Genomic DNA, 21,489 nt, shown 5'->3' on the forward strand with positions numbered 1-21,489 from the left:
CATCAGGCCTCGCCATTTCCATATCGCTGCCGGTCCGATCGCGCAATACAGTAATGTATTGTGTGTCGCGTCAACGTGGCAAGGCTGCAAGCCGAAGATGCATAGTGCACCGGTCCGGTCCGCGATCACGGGCTATGGGAACGCCAAGTCAGTGTTGGAAGCGCGCTTAAGGCGGGCGCGTCAGGCGCCGGTCAAGCGCCCGCGCCGCCGGATCGATTTCAATCGCGCCCGGTGAAAACCCTGAGATAGCTGCTGGTAAGCGCCTGCCGCTGCTCGTCCGATTCCTTGAGGCCGGTCGCATAATAGCCGACCTGATGAAAATAGATGATCCGGGCGCGGATCATCGCGTCGTGCGCGTCATACCCATCATCCAGGAAGGCCCGCTGGATCGCGTTGATGCGGATCGCGTCGACCTCCTGCACCACACCCTCGACATCGTGGGACAAATTTGCCCATGCCCGGATGGCACGGTCATAGGCGGGGCTGAACCCCTGTTCGAAGATATAGAGATCCGCCAGCCGCGAAAGTCGCTCGTTCAAGCTTCCGGGCGAGGCAAGCACGTCCAGCATCGGCTGCGTGTTGCTGGCACGCCAGTCCTCCAGAAGCTTGTCGAGAAGTTCGGCATGACTCTTGAAGCGCCAGTAGAAGCCGCCCCGCGTGACCCCCGCGATTTTTGCGATACGGTCGATCTTCACGCCGACAATGCCTTCTTCGACGAGCGTACGGCGCGCGATATCGACCCACTCCTGCGTTGAAGGTGTGTGCTCGGGCGGCGGCGTGCGACGCCAGGTGCGCCCTGTCTTTCCTGATCTTGCGCTCGTCTTCGCCTGCGTCATTTTGCTCTCGGCCATGATTGCCTCATTGCCGGATAAATACAGGTCCGGTCAATCGCGAGCCATGTGTCGGCGCAGCCGCCAGCCTGTCCGCGCGGGGCGGCTGGACTTATCAATACATAGATGTATTCATTGTGGGTCCGACATGTTGGGGAGCCGCGGGCCGAGACGCAGTTGAGGGGGCAAGAGTGACGACACGCAAGACCGACGGGTTGGCGTTGATCGCGGCTGTCGTGATTGGCAGCGGCATAGCGCATATTGGTACCTCTACAATGCCGTTTCAGGTCGGCGCGCTCATGGACCGGGGAATGAATGGGCGCGAAGCCGGGCTTTTCGGCTTCTTTCAGGTGGCAGCGCTCGCATTGTCGATGATCCTGCTTGCGCCCATCATTCACCGCGCCCGGTCGGTCACCGTCGCCATTGCCGGGGGAGCGCTCGCAGCGGTGGCGCATCTGCTGATGTACGCTATGCCGGGGTCGTTCCACGCACTGCTTCTGTTCGCGACACTCGCCGGAACGGGGTACGGCCTGGTGTTTGCGGCGACTATCACCGGCGCTTCGACGTCCAACAATCCGGACCGAATCTATGCCATCGGCAACGGCGGCGCGGTGGCTTATGTGGTCATCCTGATGTTCATCATGCCGATGGCCGCCATCTACCTCGGCACGATGGGTGCCTTCCTCGCGATCGCTATCGCGATTGTGGTCACCATGCCGGGCATGTTTGCCTTCAATGCGCGCGCAAGCCTGCCCTCCGTGGATGCGGGAGGCCTCATCCGCAAACCCGGCGTTCTGGCGTTGATGGTGATGTGGGCAGGCTATTCCCTGGGAACCGGCGCGCTTTGGAGCTTTGCCGAACGAATCGCAAAGGGGCTCGCGATCGCTCCCGAGGCGACCGCCACGATCCTTTCGCTCAGTGCGCTTTGCGGCATTCTCGGAACCGGCGTCGCGGCGTGGTTCGGCGGCAGGTCTCCGCGAATCCTGTCGATGATCATCGGGCTTACCGGCACCGGCATATCTTGCCTCATGCTCGGTTTCGCCACCGGGCCGGTCATGTTCGCGCTGGGCGTCCTCACTTACTGGGTCTTCTACATGTACCAGTATTCGGTGTTTCTTGGCGTCGCGGCCTCGCTCGACCCCTCGGGCCGCACGGGAACGCTGGGCGGTGGCTGCGAGCGCTTCGCCTTCGCTATCGGTGCCCCGATCGGCGGTCTTGTCACTGACTTCGGATCCTACGCGATGCTGGGTACGCTTGGCTTCCTGAGCTGCGTTCTGACGATCCCGTTTTTCATGCCGACGATTGCACAGCGCCTGTCTGGCAGAGCCGCTGCCACCGCCTGATAACATTACGCGATCAATCTCGGGCATTGCATAAATACAGCAATGTATTTATGCACGCGTCATTCGTCTCAAAGGACAGGGGGAGGGTGGCGCAGGTGACACGGTATTCGGCGTGGTCGCTACTGCACGCCGGGCTGTCGGGGCAGCGGCTATGGGACCCGGCCTGGCGTAATGCCGCCCCGAAGACGCACTACGAAGCCGTGATCATCGGCGGCGGCGGGCATGGTCTTGCGACCGCCTACTACCTTGCGAGCAGGCACGGCATCCGCGACATCGCGGTGCTGGAGCGCGGATGGATCGGCGGCGGCAACACCGGGCGCAACACGACCGTGATCCGTTCAAACTATTTTTTTCCGGAAAGCACGCGCTTCTATGATTTCTCGCTGACGCTCTACGAGGAGCTGTCGCGCGAGCTGAACTACAATATCATGTTCTCGCAGCGCGGCATGTGGAGCTTTGCGCACGACCGTCATGGTGTCGAGATGCTGCGCCGTTCGGTGAACGCCATGCGTCTCAACGGAGCTGACGCGGAGTATCATGAGGGCGACGAGGTGCGTCGTCGGATTCCGGGCCTGAATCCTTCCCCACGCTTCCCGATCCTTGCGGGGCTTCTGCAACCGCGCGGTGGAACCGCCCGGCACGATGCAGTGGCCTGGGGCTATGCGCGCGCCGCCGACAGGCTCGGCGTCGACATCGTTCAGAATTGCGACGTCACCGGCTTCGAGATCCGCGATGGTCGGATCATCGGCGTGCGGACGTCTATGGGCGACATCGCGGCAGAACGCGTGGGCATGGCAGTTGCGGGGCATAGTAGCGTGATGGCGGGCCGCGCAGGATTCCGCCTGCCGATCGTGTCGCATGCGTTGCAGGCTTTTGTCTCAGAGCCGCTGAAACCGGTGCTCGACACCGTGATTCTGGCGCCATCCACGGGTACCTATCTCAGCCAGTCCGACAAGGGCGAACTGGTGGTGGGCAGCGCGCTGGACCTGTTTCCGTCCTATGCGCAGCGCGGCAGCCTGCCCGTACTCGAGCATACGGCAGCGGGTCTGATAGACCTGTTCCCGCAATTCTCGCGCGTGCGGCTGCTTCGGCAATGGGCGGGTATTGTCGACATAGTTCAGGATTCGACCCCGATCCTCGGCGAGAGCCCCGTCAAGGGTCTCTATCTCAACTGCGGATGGGGCACCGGGGGCTTCAAGGCGATCCCCGGCGGCGGCTTCTGCCTGGCCCACCACATGGCGACCGGCGCGCCGCATCCGCTTGCCGCCGCCTTCTCGCTCGACCGTTTCCGGACCGGCGCACTCATCGACGAAGCCGCCGCTTCCGGCATAGCACACTGAGAGCATCATGCTGTTGATCGACTGCCCCTGGTGCGGCCCGCGCGCCGAAAACGAGTTCCGCTGCGGCGGCGAAAGCCCGATCGTCCGTCCCGACGAGCCCGCTGCGACCGACGACGCTGCATGGGCGGAGTATATGTTCTATCGCGACAATGCGAAGGGGCTCTCCTTCGAGCGCTGGCACCACCGTTTCGGTTGCGGCCTCTGGTTCAATATCGCGCGCGACACCGTGTCGCACCACATCCTCGCGGTTTACGGCATCGCCGATCCGCGACCCGCGCTGGACGCTGGCGCATGAGCGGCTATCGGCTGAAACGCGGCGGAGAAATAGACCGCAGCCGGCCTGTCCGCTTCCGCTGGGAAGGCAGGGACTATGCGGGCTTTGCCGGCGATACGCTCGCCTCGGCGCTGCTCGCGAGCGGGGTGCGCATGGTAGGGCGCAGCTTCAAATATCATCGCCCCCGCGGCCTGATCGCCGCCGGCCTCGACGAGCCGAACTTCATCGTTCAGCTCGAGCGCGGTGCGCAGACCATCCCCAACCTCAAGGCTCCCTATGTGGAGCTTTACGAGGGGCTGGACGCGCGGCCGGTCAACGCCTGGCCAAGCCTCGGGTTCGACCTGCTCGCGGTGAATGGCCTCTTCAAACGCTTCATCCCGACAGCCTTCTACTACAAGACATTCATGTGGCCGGACTGGCGATTGTTCGAACCCTGGATCCGCAAGGCCGCCGGGCTCGGCACATCGCCCCGGCTTCCGGATCCCGATAGCTATGCGCAAACTAATGCGCATACCGACGTGCTTGTCGTTGGCGGTGGCATAGCAGGGCTTGCGGCAGCGCTCCACGCCGCGCGGGGCGGGCGTTCGGTGATGCTGGTGACTGGCGGTGCGCATTGGGGCGGTCGCCTCGCCGGAACGAGCGATCCCGTCGAGGCCATGCCCGCGCGCATCTGGATCGAGGATGCTGTGCGCGCACTCGCCGCCATGCCGAACGTGACATTGCTGGCGCGAACGATTGCGACGGGCCTTTACGATCACGGCATGGTGGCGCTGTGCGAGCGCCTGACCGACCATTTGCCGGCTGGCGAGCGCTCTGGCCCCCGCCAGCGCCTCTGGCGGGTGCGCGCGAGCGAACTGATCCTTGCCACGGGAGCCATCGAAAGGCCGCTGGTGTTTCGGGGCAATGACCGGCCGGGCGTCATGCTGGCGGGTGCGGCGCGTTGCTACCTTCACCGCTACGGTGTCATTGCGGGCCGCGAGATTGTCGTCGCGACGACCAATGACAGCGCATGGCACGCGGCGTTCGATCTGGCGGAGGCCGGTGCGAACATTGCTGCGATCGTGGAGTCGCGGCCGGCCCCGCCCCAGGCTCTCGTCGTTCGCGCGCAGGCGCTCGGCATCGCCGTCAACCTCGGAATGGCCCCGGCGGCTACTCAGGGCAGGCGGGCCGTGCGCGCCGTGCGGATCGGCCCCATCGATGCTGCGGGCCGTATCGAGGGGACAGCACGAACGCTGCGCTGCGACACGTTGTTGATGTCGGGCGGCTGGAATCCGGCGGTGCATCTTCATTCGCAGGGTGCCGGGCGACTGAAGCTCGACTGCGCCCTGAACAGCTTCGTCCCGGCAGGTGTGAGCAGCACCCGCAACATCGGAGGAGCAGCGGGCGATTTTGCGGCCGAGGACGCGCTTGCTACCGCGCGGGGGCAGGAGGCGCCGCGACCGGCCGGATCCCCCGCTGTGCCGCTCTGGTCTATCTCTGAAAGCGGCGCACCCGACCCCGAGGCGTGGGTCGACTTCCAGAACGACGTTACCGCCGGCGACATTGCGCTTGCCGCGCGCGAGAATTTCCGGTCAGTCGAACATCTGAAGCGTTACACGACGCTGGGCATGGCCTCCGATCAGGGCAAGACCTCGAACGTCAACGGCCTTGGCATCCTCAGCACTCTGATCCACCAACCGATGGACGCGATCGGCACGACCAGGTTCCGGCCACCCTACGATCCAACGCCGTTCGGCGTTTTTGCGGGCCACCGGGTCGGCGAAGGCCTCCGTCCACGCCGCCGCCTCGCGCTCCACGACTGGCACGCCGGCAAGGGGGCCGTGTTCGAAGAATATGGCGGCTGGATGCGCCCCGCCGCCTATATTCTGCCCGGCGAGGGCGAGGCGAACGCGGTGCACCGCGAGGTAACCGCGGTGCGTAGTGGCGTCGGAATCTTCGAGGCATCCCCGCTTGGCAAGATCGAAGTGAAGGGGCCGGATGCAGCCGCCTTTCTTGATCGCATGTACCTGAACAGGATCAGCACGTTGAAGATCGGGCGCTGCCGCTACGCCATCATGCTGAACGAGAATGGAACCGTGTACGACGATGGCGTGGTCACGCGGATGGCGGACGATCATTTCCTCATCGGAACGACGAGCGGCCATGCCGGCGCCGTCGCAGAAGCCTTTCGCGAATGGCTTCAATGCGAATGGACGACGATGCGCGTGCTGGTCGAGGACGTGACGAGCTGCTGGGCGGTCGCGAACATCGCTGGCCCAGGCGCGCGAAGCGTGCTCGACGCGCTCCCGCTCGACATCGACGTCTCCTCCGACGCCTTCCCGCATATGAGCGTTCGCGCGGGCCTTGTCTGCGGCATCCCGACGCGCATCGCCCGCGTCAGCTTCACAGGCGAGCTTTCGTACGAGATCGCGGTGCCATGGCGCGAGGCGGGGCGCCTGTGGGCGGCGCTGATCGAAGCTGGCACGCCGCACGGGATCACCCCTTTCGGCGTCGAGGCGCTGATGACGATGCGCATCGAGAAAGGCTTTCTTCACATTGGGTCCGACACCGACGGCACAACCTTGCCGCAGGACATCGGCTTCGGCGAAATCATGCGCAAGAAGACGCAGGACTTTGTCGGCCGCCGTTCCGCACACCGCCCCGACGGGCTCAGATCGGACCGGCGAAGCCTTGTCGGTCTCGAGGTCGCCGACGGCAACCCCGCGCCGCTCACCACGGGCGCGCATGTGCTGCCCGCCGGGACGATACAGCTCGGGCCAGGTCAGGGCTGGGTCACATCGAGCACATGGTCCCCGACGCTGGGCGCGCCGCTCGCGCTCGCGCTTGTCGAGCGTGGGCAGGCGCGGATGGGCGAAATCGTGCGGATCTGGGATCTCGATGCGTGGCGTGATGCGCGGATCACCGGCCTGTGCCGCTATGACCCGGAAGGAGCCCGGCTTGATGCCTGAAGCCCCGCAATTGCCCGCCTGGTGCCGCATCGATGCCAATCTCGCCGTGGCGAAAATCCAGATCCGGGATGTCCCGGACGCCTGCGACCAACTGGCCTCGACGATCGGTGTCCAACCTCCCCGGCCGAATCGCTGGGTTGCGCGCCACGGCCTCGCGCTGACCGCGGTCGCGCCGGGAGAATGGCTACTGACCGGCAATGCCGACGACGTCGCGGCTGCACTCGAACGCGCCGAAGCGGCGTTCCGCGCGCAAGCCATCCTCGCGCTGGACCTGACACATGGATGCGTCGTGCTGAGACTGGACGGCGCGGCTGGTAGGTCCTGCCTCGCCGCGCTGTGCCCACTCGACCTCCGCCCCGAGCACTTCACCGTGGGCGCCGCTGCCCGCACACGTTTCGGCGACATTGGCGTATTCGTCGCGCATCTCGGGGATGCACCCGCATTCCTGCTGATCGCGGATCAGAGCAACGCCCCCTACGTCCTCCACCTGATCGCGCGGAGTGCAATCGTCGCCGATCACAACCGGGATGAAATCCGATCATGACCGAACCGCAACGCGCGCGCTGCGTGCTCCGCTTCCGATGCCCGGACGAGCCAGGCATCCTTGCCCGGGTCTCTCCGCTCCTCGCCGGCAATGGCTGGGACATTCGCGAGGCATCAATCTACGGCGATCCGGACAGCGCCACCTTCTTCGTCCGCACCGAACTGGCGAGCGATCGTGCGACGGTTGCCGAGCTGCCGCGCCATATCGCACCCGTCGTCACGGCGCTGAAACTGGACTGGGAGGTGCATGACATCACCCAACCCATGCCGGTGCTGGTCGCGGTGTCGAAGTTCAACCACTGCCTTGTCGACCTGATCCACAAGGTCGAGATCGGTGCGCTGCCGATCAGGATCGTCGGCGTCGTCTCAAACCACGATCAGGAGCGCAAGCGCGTTGAATGGCATGGTATCCCCTATCACCATCTGCCGGTCGACTATGGCGACAGGACGTCGCAGGAACGTCGCTTCCTCGAAGTCATTCGCGAAAGCGGCGCTGCGCTCACCGTGCTGGCCCGCTACATGCAGATATTGTCGGACGATTTCGCAACCCGGCTCGAAGGCCGCTGCATCAACATCCACCACAGCTTCCTGCCGAGCTTCAAGGGCGCGAAACCCTATCATCAGGCCAAGGCCCGCGGGGTCAAGCTGATCGGCGCCACTGCGCATTATGTCACCGCCGATCTCGATGAAGGCCCCATCATAGAGCAGGATGTGCGCCGCGTGAGCCATGCCACAACCACCGACGAAATGGTCACCATAGGCCGCGAAGTCGAAGCAGCGGTTCTTGCCCGTGCCGTCCGCTGGCACGCCGAACACCGGGTTCTCGGCAATGGGAACCAGACCGTCATACTCGCCTGAAGCCATGTGGGGACTGCAATGGAATCCATCGCGCGCAAGCCGGCTTCACCGGATCCAGGCTGCAAGTGCCTCCGTCCCGCCACCACAGCCCAGCAATGCAGCGCCGGATTTCCGTCGTTCAGAGCAGCCATAAAAACATTCTATTATAAATACTTGCAATGATTGTCAGTTCATTTAGTGCGCACAACATTCGTCCGGGGGAATAATCGGTCCAGAAATTGCACATGCGGCGCGGGCGTAATTCGCGCTGCCCATAAGCTGGCTTCGTCCGCCCGGGTCGCCCCGGACGTCGCTCGGTGGTGCCTTGTCTGCCCAAGCAACACCCCCCTCATATCCAAAGGGGAAAATCAATGAAGGGTCACACACGCAGGGCTGCGAGCATCGTCGCTATCGCAGCGGCGCTGGCGGGCACACAGGCCATCGCGGCAAACCGCGTCTGGACGGGCGCAAGCACCGACTGGTTCGATCCGGCGAACTGGGGTGGCGCCACGCCGACCAGCGCCGACACCGCACGCATCACCGCCCAGGCCGAAAGTCCGCGCCTCGATGGCGGGAACGCGGAGGCCATGACCGTCAATATTGGCAGCACTTCGACCGCGACCATCACGCTGCTCAATGGCGCGACCCTGACCAGCGACAGCGCAATCCTCGGCTTCGGCGCCACAGATTCGGCCTTTGTAGTGGTGAGCGGCACCAACACGCTGTGGGACAGCGACTTCTTCAATATCGGTCTGAACGGCACAGGGCTGTTTCGGGTTGATGCGGGCGGGCGCGTTCAGGCAGGAACCGTCTCGATCGCCGGAACGAGCACCGCGATCGGATCCGCAACCTTCGACACCGGCTCAACCCTCAGCGCGACAAGCGTCTTCGTAGGCGATGCTGGCAGGGGAACGCTGACCGTGTCGGGAGCCAGTGTCCTTCAGACGATGAACGGATCGATCGCCACGAACGCCGGTTCGCTCGGCACGCTTTCGATCACCGGTACCGGATCGCGCTGGTCGATGACCGGCAACCTCTCCATCGGCAGTCGGGGAACCGCCTCGGCCACGGTGGATCAGGCCGGCGCGCTTACCGCTGGTGGCTTCCGGCTGGGTGAATGGGGCGGCGCAGCGGGCACGCTGATCGTCACTGGCACGAACAGCATCGCCACCGCGACGGGTACTTCGAATGCCCTGCTCATCGGCGACAGAGGCGCGGGGCATGTGACAATCTCCAATGGCGGCCAGGTGCTGGTGACGGGCGGGACGGGTTCGGTCCGGATCGCGTCGCAGACGGGCTCCGCGGGTACGCTCAGCATCGGCGCGGCCGCCGGTGACGCAGCCGCGGCGGCGGGGCAGCTAAGCGCCAACGCGGTGGTGTTCGGCCTGGGCACCGGCCAGATCATCTTCAATCACACCGACGCCGATTATCAGTTCGGCGCCCTCGTGTCGGGCAGCGGCACGGTCCGTCAGCAGGCGGGCACAACCCGGCTGACGAGAAGCAACAGCTATTCCGGCGGCACCACGATCCTCGGCGGGACTCTGGAAGCGGCGATAGCCGGCAGCCTTGGCACGGGCGCCGTCGCGATCGGCGGTGGCAGCAGCGCCGCCGCGCTGCGTTTCGGGGCCGATATGACGCTGGCCAACGCCATTCAGTTGGTCAATGCGCAGGCGTCGATCGATACCGAAGCACGCAACGTGACGCTTTCAGGCATCGTCTCCGGCCCCGCTGCTCTGGTGAAGAACGGCACGGGCACGCTGCGTCTGGGGGGCGCCAACGTCCATGCTGGCGGCACAATGCTCAACGCGGGAACCCTGGTGGGCCGGACCGACAGTTTCGGAACGGGTGCGATCGACACCGCCAATGGTTCGACGCTCGTTCTGGACATCGCGAGCAGCGCCACGCTGGGCAACCAGATCCTGGGCGCAGGAACGTTGGTGAAACAGGGAGCCGCCGATCTCTCGATCGTTGCAGGCAACCTGTTCAGCGGCGACACGCGGATTGAGGCGGGCAGCGTTCGCGCGGGGGTGGACGAAGCACTGGGCACCGGCAATGTCGACATTCTCGCCGGGGCTTCGGCCAGTTTTGTCGGCTCCAGCGCCTCCGGCGCCCGAACGATCACCAATGCGGGCACGCTCGGCTTTGCCGGGTCGGCGAGCGGCGCGCTGACCCAGGTGGTCAACAATACAGGTGGCCTGGTCGACATCGCAGGCCTCACCAATGGCGGCGCCAGCATCGGCAGCCTTTCGGGCGCCGGCGATATCGCGCTCGGCGCAAACCGACTGACGCTGGGCGCGTTGAATGGCAGCGATACGATTTCGGGCACGATTTCGGGCACGGGTTCGCTCGAAAAGGCCGGCAGCGGAACGCTGACGCTGGCAGGCGCAAACGATTTCACCGGCGCGACCACCGTGACGGCGGGCGCATTGCGCGTTGACGGCACCGTCGCCGGCGACGTTGATGTCAGCGGCGGCGCGGCGCTCGCCGGCAGCGGCGCTATCGCGGGGGATGTCACCATTGCCGATGGTGGCCGGATCGTCGGCCAGACCGGCCAGACGCTGGGTCTTGGCAGCCTGTCACTCTCTCTGGGTGCGATTGTCGACGTCACGATAGGCGCGCCATCGCAGACCGCGCTGTTCGATGTGGACGGAGCACTGGTGCTCGATGGCACGCTCAATATCCATGATGTTCTCGGCTTCGCACCCGGCGTCACGCGGCTGTTCGATTATGGCGGCGCGCTCACCGACAACGGTCTCGAGATCGGCGGCGTGCCCGCAGGCAATGCGGCGACCGATTTCCTCGTGCAGACCGCGATGGCGGGGCAGATAAATCTGATCAGCAAGGGCGGGCTGACCTTCAACTTCTGGGACGGCAGCGCCGCGGGCAACGCGGGCAACCACCGCGTCGATGGTGGATCGGGAACATGGTCGCGCACGGGCGCTGCGTGGACCGACAGCAATGGCACGCTCACCCTGGCGATGGATCCCCAGCCCGGTCTTGCAATCTTCGGGGGTACTGCGGGTACCGTCACGGTGGACAACGGCGCTGGTGCGGTGGCTGCGGCGGGAATGCAGTTCCTGACCGATGGCTATGTCGTCACGGGCGACGCGATTACCCTTGGCAGCGTCGGCTCCATCGTTCGCGTGGGCGACGGCACCGCCGCCGGCGCGCAGATCACCGCCACGATCGATTCCGGACTGACGGGTGCGGGCGGCATTCACAAGACCGACCTCGGCACGCTCGTGCTCGGCGCGAGCAACAGCTACCAGGGGGGCACCGTGATCAGTGGGGGTACGCTCATTGGCAAGGGCGACAGCTTCGGCAGCGGCACCATCCGCAACGACGCGACGCTCATCATCGACCAGCGCGTCGAAGGCAGCTTCGCCAATACGCTGCTCGGCAATGGTATCGTAAACAAGACGGGGGCGGGCACGCTGCTCATGTCCGGCGATGGCAGCGGCTTCACCGGCACGACGACATTGACCCAGGGCACGATCCTGCTTTCCGGCGCGTTGGGTGGCGGCGTCGACATTGCCGCAGGCGCGACGCTCAAGATCGGGGCGGGTGATGCCAGCGGCGCGCTTACCGCCGACGTCCGCAACAACGGCACGCTCATCTTCGCACGGTCGGACGACTTCGACTATGGTGGCGCCCTGTCGGGGACCGGTTCGCTGATCAAGCGAGGCGACGGCCTCCTCCTGCTGTCGGGCGACTATAGCTACACCGGCTCAACCATTGTCGAGGGCGGGCGCGTGCAGCTCGGAGCGACGCTTGCCGCACAGACTGATCTGATTGTCGATGGCGGCACCTTCGATCTCGGCAATCAGATGCAGCAGGTCGCGAGCCTTTCCGGGACCAGCGGGACGATCATCCTGGCGGCCGGCGCAGGGCTGACGGTGAGCCAGACGACCAACACGGCGTTTTCGGGCGCGCTGTCCGGTGCCGGCGCTTTCACCAAATCGGGTACGGGCACGTTGAATCTGACGGGCACAAGCAGCTTCATCGGCCAGGCGCTGGTGAACCAGGGCAGGCTTCTGGTGAACGGCCTGCTGCCCGGCAGCATCGTCGTGACTGGTGGCGGCATATTGGGCGGTACAGGCACGATCGGCGGTCTGGCCGTCCAGTCCGGCGGCATCCTCGCCCCGGGCAATTCGATCGGTGCGCTGAACGTCACAGGCAATATCATTTTTGCCACGGGCTCGGTCTACGAAGTCGAGGTCAATCCGCTGATCGGCGCCGACGGTTTCGGGCAGGCCGATCGGCTGGTGGCGGGCGGATCCGCGGTGCTGCAGGGCGGCACGGTCAACATACTCGCGGCCGATGGGGCCTATGCGCCGGCGACCACCTACAAAATCATGACCGCCGCCGGCGGGGTCACCGGAACCTTTGCGGGTTCGACCGACAATCTGGCGTATCTCGACAGCCGGCTGACCTATGACGCGAACAATGTCTATGTCGAAATGCTGCGCAACGACGTTGACTTCGCGGCTACCGTGGACACCGCCAATCAGCGCGCCACCGCTGGCGCGGTGGAGGCGCTGGGCGGCGACAATCCCGTCTACCGTGCGGCGATTCGTCTGACCGCTGACGAAGCGGTGGACGCCTTCGATCAGCTATCTGGCGAGATTCATGCCTCGGCGCGCACGGCGCTGTTCGAGGATTCGCGGATCGTGCGCGACGCCGTGCTCGGGCAGTTGAGCGCTCCTTCGGCCCAACGCCGGCGCGCCTGGCTGCAGGCGATCGGCAATTGGGGTTCCAGCGACGGCAATACCAATGCCGCCCGGGTCGATCGCGACACTACCGGCTTCCTGATCGGGGTCGATACCGCGATCGGCGATCATTGGACGCTGGGCATCGGGGGCGGCCGCACCGAGACCGACCTCGCATCGCAGGCGGGCAATGGGGGTGTCGAGAGCACGCAGCTCTTCGCCTATGCCGGCGCGGCCTATGGTCCGGTGCGCATCCGCGCCGGGTTCGGCTATGCGATCGCCGATCTCCACATTCGCCGCAGCATCGATTTCACGACGCTGAACGACGGCCTGACGGCGCAATATGACGGCTCGCTCTATCAGGGCTTCGCCGAGCTCGGCTATGCGATGCCTGTCGGACCGGGCAATGTCGAACCCTTTGCCGGCATCACGACCATGCGCGTGCGTACCGATGCATTCGATGAGGATGGCGGCGCGGCGCGCCTCTCGATCGGCAAGGCGTCTGACAGCACAACGGCTTCGACGCTGGGTCTCAAGCTGGCGCTGCCCGACAATGGCGGCTTCTCGCTGCGCGCCATGGGTGGGTGGCAGCACGCCTTTGGAACGCTTGCGTCGACCAGCATCGCGCGCTTCGGGACGGGCACGGCGTTCGCCATCACCGGCGCACCGCTGTCGCGCGATGCCGCGATCGCCGAGGTTGAGGCAGCGCTGCAGCTCAGTCGCGGCGTCAGCGTGGGTGCCTCCTACAAGGGCGCTCTCGGGTCGGCATCGCACGACCACATGGTCGCAGGACGCCTCACGATCGGCTTCTGATACAGCACCGAATGAACATGGCGAGGCAAACAGCCGAGCCATGTTCATTCGGCATGTTTTCGACATGTAGCCACGAATTGGAGCCGGTTCGTCCTTGATTCACGCATATCCGCGTTTGTGATCTGGTACCGGCATTCGCAGGTTCGAATCCTGCCGCCCCAGCCAACCGAATCCTCAAGATTCGGCTCCAGATCAGGATGTTAGACGCCAATAGCGAACACAGGCAGTTGGACCGGGTTGGCCTCAATTCGACCCGATTAGACGCCTCTTGTGTACCGATTTGTGTCCCGATTTTCTGTTCCGCCAGAGCCGGCAAGGATCGGTATGGCAAAGGAAAAATACCTCACACCCGCGATCGTCGACGGTCTCATTTGTGTCCGGATTTTGGACGCCGCGGTGCCCGGTCTTCTGATCGAAGCGCTACCGAGCGGCAAAAACGGTGGCAATATCGTCGTCGGGTGGCCGGCACAAAAACCGTTGTGAAGATGAACCTGGGAGCCTTCCCGCTGCATAGCATAGCTGCGGCGCGCGACTGGGCGATCCAGCTCAATGCGCAAGTCGAGGCCGGTATCGATCCCCGCGAAGCGAGGCGTGCTAAACAGGCGCATGCCGCAATGACCGTTGCCCGAGCACATGTGCTCTACATGCGAGCAGTCCACGAGGGACGTTCCTCACGCGCCAAGCGTCCAAACAAGCCCCGGACGATTTCCGACAAGCTCGAAATCTATGATCGAGATGTCGCGCCCGCGCTCGCTGACAAGATCATCTACGACGTCACAGAAGCTGATCTGGTCAAGCTCGTCGAGAAGAAGGGCAGGACGGCAAGGGTCAGGGCCAACCGACTGGCCGCCGAGCTCAAGGTGTTCTTTGGCTGGGCATCGTCCCTGCGCGGCACCGAGGTGGGACTTGCGATCGATCCGTCTCGTCGGCTCGGTGATCTTCGGTTTCCGGAAACGGCTCGCTCACGCAAATTGAGCTTGCAGGAAATCGAATGGTTCCTGCTCGCCTTGGTCGACGAGGAACGCGATTTCCGGCGGGGCATGCTGGCGTGGTTGTTGACGGCTGCGCGCATTTCTGAGGTGGGATTTGCTCACCGCGATGAGATTGTTGACGGCCTTTGGACGATCCCGGCGAGCAGAACCAAGAACTCGATTGAGCACAGCATCGCGCTGGGGCCTTGGGGTCAGCGGCTGATGCACACCAATGGCGACTGGGTCTTTCCGGCTCCCAAGATCGATGGTCCTCGGTCAAAAAGCTGCTGGTACAAGGCGCGCAACCGAGTGAAGCGGCGAATGGAAGTGATAGCTGGACGGCCCCTCGAACGGTTCACACCGCATGATTTTCGTCGCACAGCCCGCTCCAACACCAAGCGCCTCAAGGTTGACTACGAGACCGCCGAAGCCATGTTGAATCACGTCAAGAAAGGAATGGAGCGCACTTACGATCGATACGAGATGGAGGCGGAAAAGCGCGCTTGGTTTCTGAAATGGGAAAATGAGATTGCGAACAAGGCTTGGGCAGTTGGCTTGGGAGACGTACTTGAAATTCCCGTTGCTCCAGACGGCCGAATCTGAGACCGGCCAAACTTCGGCATCCGCCGACATCTCAGACGTTCGATGACCTTTCAGAGCATACCAGAATCGGACATCCATTCACAAAACAGCCTTCGCAAAAAGTACAATTACAGCAGGGCTTGTGCAGCCAGGCGTTGCTGGCTGCACTCTGCCAAATCAAGGTCAGCTGCCTGGCGGCGGGCGGCGATATTCCTTGCCGTCGATCGTGGTGACCAGATCGCCTTCGACAGGCCCAGCGAAGGTCATCACCAAACCCCTCGGACCGGTTTTTTTAGTACCATTTTGGACCCCTCGGGCACGCAGGTCCGAGTGCCAGATGACACGTGCGCTCATGCCTGAACCATTGCGCGTGGCCGATTCCGTGCCGTCGATAATGTGCTGCCCGTCGTCAGTGTAACTGGTATAGCGCACGCGGATCGCGCTCATGCGGCCGGCGGAGTGCTCCACCTCCACCTCGGCCTTGCCGCCGAGCTTGCCGTCCATCACGAACTTGCCTGCGGGCAGCTCCCTGCGACGCTGCGGCAGTGGATCGCCGGGTCGAAGCGCTATGGCCCAATCTACGTGGATTGGCTCGGCGGTCGCCTTGATGATGCCATGCGGCTGTCGAGCAGTCAGCCTGGCCATCATTAGTCGCGTGCGGCGTCCACCGGGCTCGGTCGAAGTCGGACAGGGCAGCGGGTTGCTTCCTCCGCAGGCCGGCGCCGTCACCAGCGCCTGCCAATAGACGACCCGCGTCCCGTCGGGCGACCAGGCCGGATCGGCGCGCCCGTTCCAGTCGGGGTCGCTGGCGCTACCTGGTATTGCTGGCCCGGCATTGAGCTGCTGGCCGCGATAGCTGCCACGGTCGCCATACGCATCGATCAGAATGGGCTGGAAGAATCGACGGTTGCCATTGTTGTAACAGCAGACCGAGATTCCGAGCGTCAGAAGGTCGAGCAGGGGCGGAACGCCTTGCATGGCTGAAAAATAGAGGTGGCGGTCCGTCGTCCGATTATCCATGGCGACGAACCACTTGTCGTCAGGCGACATGATCATGGGATCGGTATAGGCGGGATCGCGGGTCAACCGGTGCGATTTGCCACTCTTCAGGTCGGTTATGAAAAGGTCGGGATTGCCGGACTCGGGAAAGTCCATCCCGATCACATTACGCCCGTCGCGGGTCCAGCCGCGCATCTCACCGATGGCGCCACGGGTCTCGTTGTGAATCAGCCTGGCCGGGTTGTTGGGATCTACCGCGAAGGCCTGGAACGGATCGCTGTTGTTGAGCAGCAGATAGACGTCCTCGACGTCGTAGCGCGGCACCATCGGCTCGCCGTCCTTCGGAGAAGGATTGAAGACGAGGCGCCCGAGATAGCCAAACTGCTCGATGCCTTCGGGGCTCCGGGCGAAGGCATTCCAGTTCATGTGCACCCCGTCGGGGTTGAGCCGCTGCTCGCGGAAAATAGCACCTCTTCCCGAGCCATCAGCCGTACGCCCCCATCGCACCGGGTAGATGTGCACGCGCTCTGCTGTGCACTCAGGCGAAGTCAGCAGAAAGGGACCGCAATCGATGACGTTGGGTCCGGCCAGCACGCGCTTGCCGTCCGGGAATGCCTGGGGGTGGTCGAGCGGCATCTGCGGTTTGCGCGGCGCTGTGCTGTCGGGCAAGCCACTGCCAGCCATCGGGTTGTCGCTGACCAGCGTGCCCTTGCGGTTTTCCTCCGGCACGCCGCAGGTCAGGCATTTCCAGGCGTCGCCATTTGGAAACATCGTTCCATCAGTGCGGATCGCGATCACCTGCGCTCCGTCGAACTTGCTGGCAGGATCGGGCGCTTGTGGGGCGCCGGCGAATGTCACCGTCATCAGGACATGGCGACTGTCCCACATATATCCGGGGCCTTCTTCCATGCCGTATTCGCTGGCGGACATGCACCCGGTGGCTCGCGGATTGACTTTCAGCGTGCACGCACCCGGCGTGTCGGCGGGCGCAGTTGGAGGCAGCGGGAGCGCGGTGATCTCGACAGGCTCCGGCCTGGGTGCTGGAGGAGCGTCACGGACTTCCGGCAGTGACGCATTCGATCCGGTCGCCATCGCTTCGCTGAAGGTCGATGAGAGCATGGCGGTAATTGCAATAAATGAAGCAACATATGTTCGGGTCACTGCAGTCTCCCGTGTCCAATCATTGGTGAAATACCGCCTGCGTCACATGTACATGCCGCCATTGACGCCGAGCACCTGGCCGGTGACGTAGCTCGCCTCGTCCGATGCGAGAAAGGCACAGGCACTGGCGATCTCCGAAGGTTGTCCCGGCCGCGAGATCGGGATCATCTGGACGATCATCTCGAGGGGAAATTCGCCGACCGCCTCGGAGCGGCGGGCCTGAGGTGTATCGACGAGCGAGGGCGGAACCGTGTTGACCGTAATCCCATGCGGCGCGAGTTCGCGCGCCAGCGCCTTGGTCATGCCGATCACGCCGCCCTTGGACGCCGAATAATGCGCCTGCTGCGGGCCTCCGGACTGACCGGCTTGCGAAGAGATGGTGACGATGCGCCCCCATTTGGCTTCGATCATGTCCGGCACCGCCGCCTGGACGGTGTGAAAGACGCCGGTGAGATTGATATCGATGACGCGCTGCCAATCCTCGATCTTCATGGAAAGAAAGGGGATGAAGTTGGCGATCCCCGCATTGGGAATGACGATACTGATCGGTCCGAAGCGGCTCCGCGCGGCGGAATAGGCGGTTTCGATTTCCGCCCGATTTGCGACATCGGCCCGGCAGGCCAGCACGTTCGCTCCCGCAGCCTGCAGCCTCTTCGACTCCTGCTCCAGAAGGTCTTCCTGGACGTCGATCATCACGGTCGGATGCCCGTCCTGAGCGAAACGCTCGGCGATACCCAGACCAATCCCTGCGGCAGCTCCGGTGACGACAACTACGCGATTATTGTTCATTTGATCCTCATATCTTGGGCCTTGCGAGGCCAGCGGCTTGGAAAGGAAATATCGTTCGGAAAGGCAGGTCCGATCAGCGCGTCGCCCTGGCCGGAAGATCGATCATGAGCTTGCGGTTTGCGATCTGCGGCGCCTTATCCGGTTTCTGCGGACCAGTTTGTGCCGACCCTGGCCCATTGTTACTCTATTGCGGCGGCAGAGCCGCCAGATCGGCGTCGATCCTCGCCAGCACAGCGTCGGTCACGACGTCGCCGGAATAGGACTGGATCTGCTTGAGCGTCATAGATCGCGCCATTTCGATCTGCGGATTGCCGGCGAGGCCGGGCAGATGCTTGTCAAGAATCGTCCGTGTCGCAGGATTGTCGAGAAGCGTGCCGATTTCGGTCGAGCGGGTGGAGAATTGCGCGACAGTCGCGGGCCGAGCGGCCGGAGAGGGATCGGCAGCATATGCGGGAATAGCAGCGACCATGATCCCGAAGGAAATCATTCCGACGATCTGCAGGTTGCGTACCATAGAATCTTTCCTCTCGCTGTTATTTGCCGAGTATCGCGCGGCATATCATTTATCGCTCGCCGATCAGGCTATTGATCGCTCCTGCGCCTCATCGTGCACCTGTCGACAGGCTTCCCAGTTTCACCTTGCACAAGGCTCCCACATCTGTTCCAGAGCAGGCCTATGGCCGAGACCAATAAACCGAATCAATCTTTAAGCGACACTGTATCGCATAAACCTGCAGGTACAACCTCGTCAAGTTCGCGGCACGCCCGCGCGCTCCGCTCGGCCCAGGCGCTGAGGGAGGCGATCCTGGCCCTTCTTGAGCGTCGGCCATTTGACCAGATAACGGTGCGCGAAATCTGCGCTGAGTCCGGCGTCCATTACGCCACCTTCTTCCGACATTATGAAACGAAGGAGGCGCTGCTCGACGATGTCGCCAAGGACCAGATCCAGCAGCTCAACAGGCTGACGGTCGCAATACGAGGAGGTGGCGATTATCGCGCGGGCTTCCAGGCCTTATGCGCTTATGTCGACGAGCATAGAGCACTCTGGTCGACCCTGCTGAATGGCGGCGCAGCGGCGGCGATGCGCGAGGAATGGCTGCGCCAGGCCAAAGCGGTGGCAGCACGAGAGCAATCGGCGAATCTCTGGCTGCCGCCTGAACTGGGAACGATATGCGCAGCAACGCTCATAGCGGAAACGCTGGCTTGGTGGGTCGCGCAACCCAAGGATGCTTATTCTGTCGACGAGGTTGCAACGGTCCTCTTCCGGCTGATCTCGTCCTCGATCATGGCATCTGACTGAAGCCGCAATCCGCCTGAACGGGCAGATAATTTGGATCGTTGCACGGCGCGGGCTTAAACCCGGGGTTTGACAATCGCTCAGACCCGAAACTCCTCTCCTGGACCAGTTTTCCTCCATCGATCGGGGTCGCTGACATATAAAAGCAGCGCTCCGGCGATGACCGGCGGCGCGCGCCAAAGGCCCGCGCGCACGGCTTGACGGCGCAAATCTTTCTCGTTTATGCGACACAATGTCGCACACAATGGACTCCATTCTGTGCAACCACTCGCAGCTTTCCGGCGAGCATCGCGCCGTCTCAAGTCGTGACACGGGCGCGTCGGCGCTCGCCTGCAAGGGAATTGGAATATGTCCTCACTGATTATCATCGATCGCGCCGGCAACGAACACGTCGTGGATGCTCCATCCGGCCATTCCGTGATGGAGATCATCCGGGACAATGGACATGACGAACTCCTCGCATTGTGTGGCGGGTCGCTCGCCTGTGCGACCTGTCATGTTCATGTCGATCCCGAGTTTGTCGGATCACTGCCGCCGATGAGCGACGATGAAGAGGATCTGCTCGCGGCTTCGGACCATGGCAATGAATGCTCGCGCCTGTCCTGCCAGATCCCGATGCGGGATGTTCTGGCAGGATTGAAGGTCACCATTGCTCCCGAAGACTGAAAGCCTTTCCTCCCCGACCGAAACAGCGCCGCAGGGCCGGGTCATTATCTTAGGAGTTGCAGCATGCTCAATCTGGAAGATCGCGATTACTTCAGTGATTACGAGATCCTGAAGGATCCTTACCAGTTCTTCGAAGCCGTTCGTCAGCACGGACCGGTCTATAGACCGGAAGGCAAGGACTATCTGATCGTGACAGGCTTTGCCGAGACGGTAGAGGTCCTTAACAACAATCACGATTTCTCGGCAATCATCGGGCTCGCCGGTGCAGCCGCGCCACTGCCGTTCGAGCCGCATGGATCCGACATCACCGAGCAGGTCGAAGCACACCGCCCCTCGATTCTCGGCGGCGACCTCGTCGTCAATCTCGACGATATGCCCCACACGCAGATGCGGTCGCTCGTGAATCGTTTGTTCACGCCATCGCGGCTCAAGGCCAACGAACAGTTCATTTCCGATTATTCGGACGAACTCGTACGCAACGCTGTCGCGAATGGCGGGGTGGAACTGATCAAGCAGATTTCGACGCCGTTCGTTACACTCGTGATTGCAGATCTTCTCGGCGTGCCATCCGACGATCGCGAATTCTTCATGAAGACGATCGAAGCGGCGCCGCCGCCAGGCAGCCTCAACAGCGACGAGAACGACTTTTCGGGCGAGAACCACCCGATGGTCGTGCTCGGGGGGTATTTTGCACGCTACATCATGGAGCGCCAGCAGAGCCCACGCGACGATATCCTGAGCGAGCTTGCCCATGCCACCTACGCCGACGGAACGGCTCCCCGGTTTCAGGACCTTATCGCATTGTCGGTCTTCATGTTCGGGGCGGGCCAGGACACGAGCGCGAAGCTCCTTGGTAACGCGATGCGCTACATCATCGACCAGCCGGGGCTTCAGGACGCGTTGCGGCGCGATCCGTCCCTGATCCCGGCGATGCTCGAGGAGGTATTGCGGCTGGAAGGGTCGACCAAGCAGACCGCACGTCTTGCCCGGCGCGACACGCGCATCGGTGATCTAGACGTTCCAGCAGGAACCAGGGTGCTGGTCGCGCTTGCAGCCGCAAATCGCGACGAACGCCGCTGGCCCGATCCGCAAGAATTCGACCTCAATCGGCCCAAGTTGCGCGAGCACGTCGCCTTCGGTCGCGGCAAGCACGTCTGTGCCGGCGCCCCGCTCGCGCGCGTCGAGGTGCGTATCATCCTTGAAAAATTCCTGAAATACACCTCCGCTATCGAACTCGACGAGGTAAAACATGGTCCACGCGGCAATCGCAATCTGGACTTCGAGGCGAGCTTCATCATCCGCGGCCTGTCCGAGCTTCACTTGAAGATCACGCCTTCTGCGGATTTCGGCATCTGATAATCCCTGCCCCTGCGCGACCGTGCAGGCC

Annotated in this window: 16 protein-coding genes; 12 read left to right on the top strand and 4 right to left on the bottom strand. The window is 63.4% G+C overall.

Annotated elements, in window-relative coordinates; all coding sequences use genetic code 11:
* Positions 1–218: 218 nt before the first annotated feature.
* On the bottom strand, positions 219–851 hold the full coding sequence (locus MKI88_RS04075) for a TetR/AcrR family transcriptional regulator (RefSeq protein ID WP_241629682.1): 633 nt from the start codon (positions 849–851) through the stop codon (positions 219–221).
* 170 nt (positions 852–1,021) lie between these two features.
* On the opposite strand from MKI88_RS04075, the gene MKI88_RS04080 reads away from it, so the two are divergent.
* The 9 genes from MKI88_RS04080 (at position 1,022) to MKI88_RS04120 (ending at position 15,211) form a co-directional block, all read left to right on the top strand.
* Entirely contained in the window at positions 1,022–2,173 is a 1,152-nt protein-coding gene (locus MKI88_RS04080) for an MFS transporter (RefSeq protein ID WP_241629683.1), read from the top strand.
* 95 nt (positions 2,174–2,268) lie between these two features.
* Positions 2,269–3,513 (top strand): sarcosine oxidase subunit beta family protein, encoded by a 1,245-nt coding sequence (locus MKI88_RS04085; RefSeq protein WP_241629684.1) that lies wholly within the window; start codon positions 2,269–2,271, stop codon positions 3,511–3,513.
* Positions 3,514–3,520: 7 nt separating this feature from the next.
* Positions 3,521–3,808, top strand: a complete 288-nt coding sequence (locus MKI88_RS04090; protein ID WP_241629685.1) for a sarcosine oxidase subunit delta — start codon at positions 3,521–3,523, stop codon at positions 3,806–3,808.
* Positions 3,805–6,735 carry a sarcosine oxidase subunit alpha family protein gene (locus MKI88_RS04095; RefSeq protein WP_241629686.1) on the top strand — a complete coding sequence of 977 codons (2,931 nt, stop codon included), beginning with the start codon at positions 3,805–3,807 and terminating at the stop codon, positions 6,733–6,735. The genes MKI88_RS04090 and MKI88_RS04095 overlap by 4 nt, the downstream gene beginning before the upstream one ends.
* Positions 6,728–7,279 (top strand): sarcosine oxidase subunit gamma, encoded by a 552-nt coding sequence (locus MKI88_RS04100; RefSeq protein ID WP_241629789.1) that lies wholly within the window; start codon positions 6,728–6,730, stop codon positions 7,277–7,279. Before MKI88_RS04095 ends, MKI88_RS04100 begins: the two co-directional genes overlap by 8 nt.
* Positions 7,276–8,136 (top strand): formyltetrahydrofolate deformylase, encoded by an 861-nt coding sequence (gene purU / locus MKI88_RS04105; RefSeq protein WP_241629687.1) that lies wholly within the window; start codon positions 7,276–7,278, stop codon positions 8,134–8,136. The genes MKI88_RS04100 and purU overlap by 4 nt, the downstream gene beginning before the upstream one ends.
* Before the next feature lie 350 nt (positions 8,137–8,486).
* The gene (locus MKI88_RS04110) at positions 8,487–13,637 is read left to right on the top strand and encodes an autotransporter domain-containing protein (protein ID WP_241629688.1); all 5,151 of its coding nucleotides are present in this window, start codon (positions 8,487–8,489) and stop codon (positions 13,635–13,637) included.
* A 324-nt stretch (positions 13,638–13,961) separates the two neighbouring features.
* Positions 13,962–14,120 carry a hypothetical protein gene (locus MKI88_RS04115; RefSeq protein WP_241629689.1) on the top strand — a complete coding sequence of 53 codons (159 nt, stop codon included), beginning with the start codon at positions 13,962–13,964 and terminating at the stop codon, positions 14,118–14,120.
* A 2-nt stretch (positions 14,121–14,122) separates the two neighbouring features.
* The gene (locus MKI88_RS04120; RefSeq protein WP_241629690.1) at positions 14,123–15,211 is read left to right on the top strand and encodes an integrase arm-type DNA-binding domain-containing protein; all 1,089 of its coding nucleotides are present in this window, start codon (positions 14,123–14,125) and stop codon (positions 15,209–15,211) included.
* Positions 15,212–15,373: 162 nt separating this feature from the next.
* On the opposite strand, the gene MKI88_RS04125 is transcribed toward MKI88_RS04120, so the two are convergent.
* The 3 genes from MKI88_RS04125 to MKI88_RS04135 all read right to left on the bottom strand — a co-directional run bounded on the left by MKI88_RS04125 (position 15,374) and on the right by MKI88_RS04135 (position 18,653).
* Positions 15,374–17,350 (bottom strand): hypothetical protein, encoded by a 1,977-nt coding sequence (locus tag MKI88_RS04125; RefSeq protein ID WP_241629691.1) that lies wholly within the window; start codon positions 17,348–17,350, stop codon positions 15,374–15,376.
* Positions 17,351–17,392: 42 nt separating this feature from the next.
* Entirely contained in the window at positions 17,393–18,139 is a 747-nt protein-coding gene (locus MKI88_RS04130) for an SDR family NAD(P)-dependent oxidoreductase (protein WP_241629692.1), read from the bottom strand.
* 184 nt (positions 18,140–18,323) lie between these two features.
* Positions 18,324–18,653 (bottom strand): hypothetical protein, encoded by a 330-nt coding sequence (locus MKI88_RS04135; RefSeq protein ID WP_241629693.1) that lies wholly within the window; start codon positions 18,651–18,653, stop codon positions 18,324–18,326.
* Between the two features lie 162 nt (positions 18,654–18,815).
* On the opposite strand from MKI88_RS04135, the gene MKI88_RS04140 reads away from it, so the two are divergent.
* The 3 genes from MKI88_RS04140 to MKI88_RS04150 all read left to right on the top strand — a co-directional run bounded on the left by MKI88_RS04140 (position 18,816) and on the right by MKI88_RS04150 (position 21,458).
* Positions 18,816–19,439 (top strand): TetR/AcrR family transcriptional regulator, encoded by a 624-nt coding sequence (locus MKI88_RS04140; protein WP_241629694.1) that lies wholly within the window; start codon positions 18,816–18,818, stop codon positions 19,437–19,439.
* 345 nt (positions 19,440–19,784) lie between these two features.
* Entirely contained in the window at positions 19,785–20,102 is a 318-nt protein-coding gene (locus MKI88_RS04145; protein ID WP_241629695.1) for a 2Fe-2S iron-sulfur cluster-binding protein, read from the top strand.
* 63 nt (positions 20,103–20,165) lie between these two features.
* Entirely contained in the window at positions 20,166–21,458 is a 1,293-nt protein-coding gene (locus MKI88_RS04150; RefSeq protein ID WP_241629696.1) for a cytochrome P450, read from the top strand.
* Positions 21,459–21,489: the final 31 nt, after the last annotated feature.

The organism is Sphingomonas sp. LaA6.9, assembly GCF_022601895.1.
In the GTDB taxonomy this organism is placed as follows: domain Bacteria; phylum Pseudomonadota; class Alphaproteobacteria; order Sphingomonadales; family Sphingomonadaceae; genus Sphingobium_A.

Bases quoted from the DNA above. Each gene is read 5' to 3' on its own strand.
- MKI88_RS04140 (WP_241629694.1), top strand. From the start codon at position 18,816: ATGGCCGAGACCAATAAACCGAATCAATCTTTAAGCGACACTGTATCG.
- MKI88_RS04130 (WP_241629692.1), bottom strand. From the start codon at position 18,139: ATGAACAATAATCGCGTAGTTGTCGTCACCGGAGCTGCCGCAGGGATT.
- MKI88_RS04120 (WP_241629690.1), top strand. From the start codon at position 14,123: ATGAACCTGGGAGCCTTCCCGCTGCATAGCATAGCTGCGGCGCGCGAC.
- MKI88_RS04135 (WP_241629693.1), bottom strand. From the start codon at position 18,653: ATGGTACGCAACCTGCAGATCGTCGGAATGATTTCCTTCGGGATCATG.
- MKI88_RS04090 (WP_241629685.1), top strand. From the start codon at position 3,521: ATGCTGTTGATCGACTGCCCCTGGTGCGGCCCGCGCGCCGAAAACGAG.
- MKI88_RS04095 (WP_241629686.1), top strand. From the start codon at position 3,805: ATGAGCGGCTATCGGCTGAAACGCGGCGGAGAAATAGACCGCAGCCGG.
- MKI88_RS04110 (WP_241629688.1), top strand. From the start codon at position 8,487: ATGAAGGGTCACACACGCAGGGCTGCGAGCATCGTCGCTATCGCAGCG.
- MKI88_RS04075 (WP_241629682.1), bottom strand. From the start codon at position 851: ATGGCCGAGAGCAAAATGACGCAGGCGAAGACGAGCGCAAGATCAGGA.
- MKI88_RS04115 (WP_241629689.1), top strand. From the start codon at position 13,962: ATGGCAAAGGAAAAATACCTCACACCCGCGATCGTCGACGGTCTCATT.
- MKI88_RS04150 (WP_241629696.1), top strand. From the start codon at position 20,166: ATGCTCAATCTGGAAGATCGCGATTACTTCAGTGATTACGAGATCCTG.
- purU (WP_241629687.1), top strand. From the start codon at position 7,276: ATGACCGAACCGCAACGCGCGCGCTGCGTGCTCCGCTTCCGATGCCCG.
- MKI88_RS04100 (WP_241629789.1), top strand. From the start codon at position 6,728: ATGCCTGAAGCCCCGCAATTGCCCGCCTGGTGCCGCATCGATGCCAAT.
- MKI88_RS04145 (WP_241629695.1), top strand. From the start codon at position 19,785: ATGTCCTCACTGATTATCATCGATCGCGCCGGCAACGAACACGTCGTG.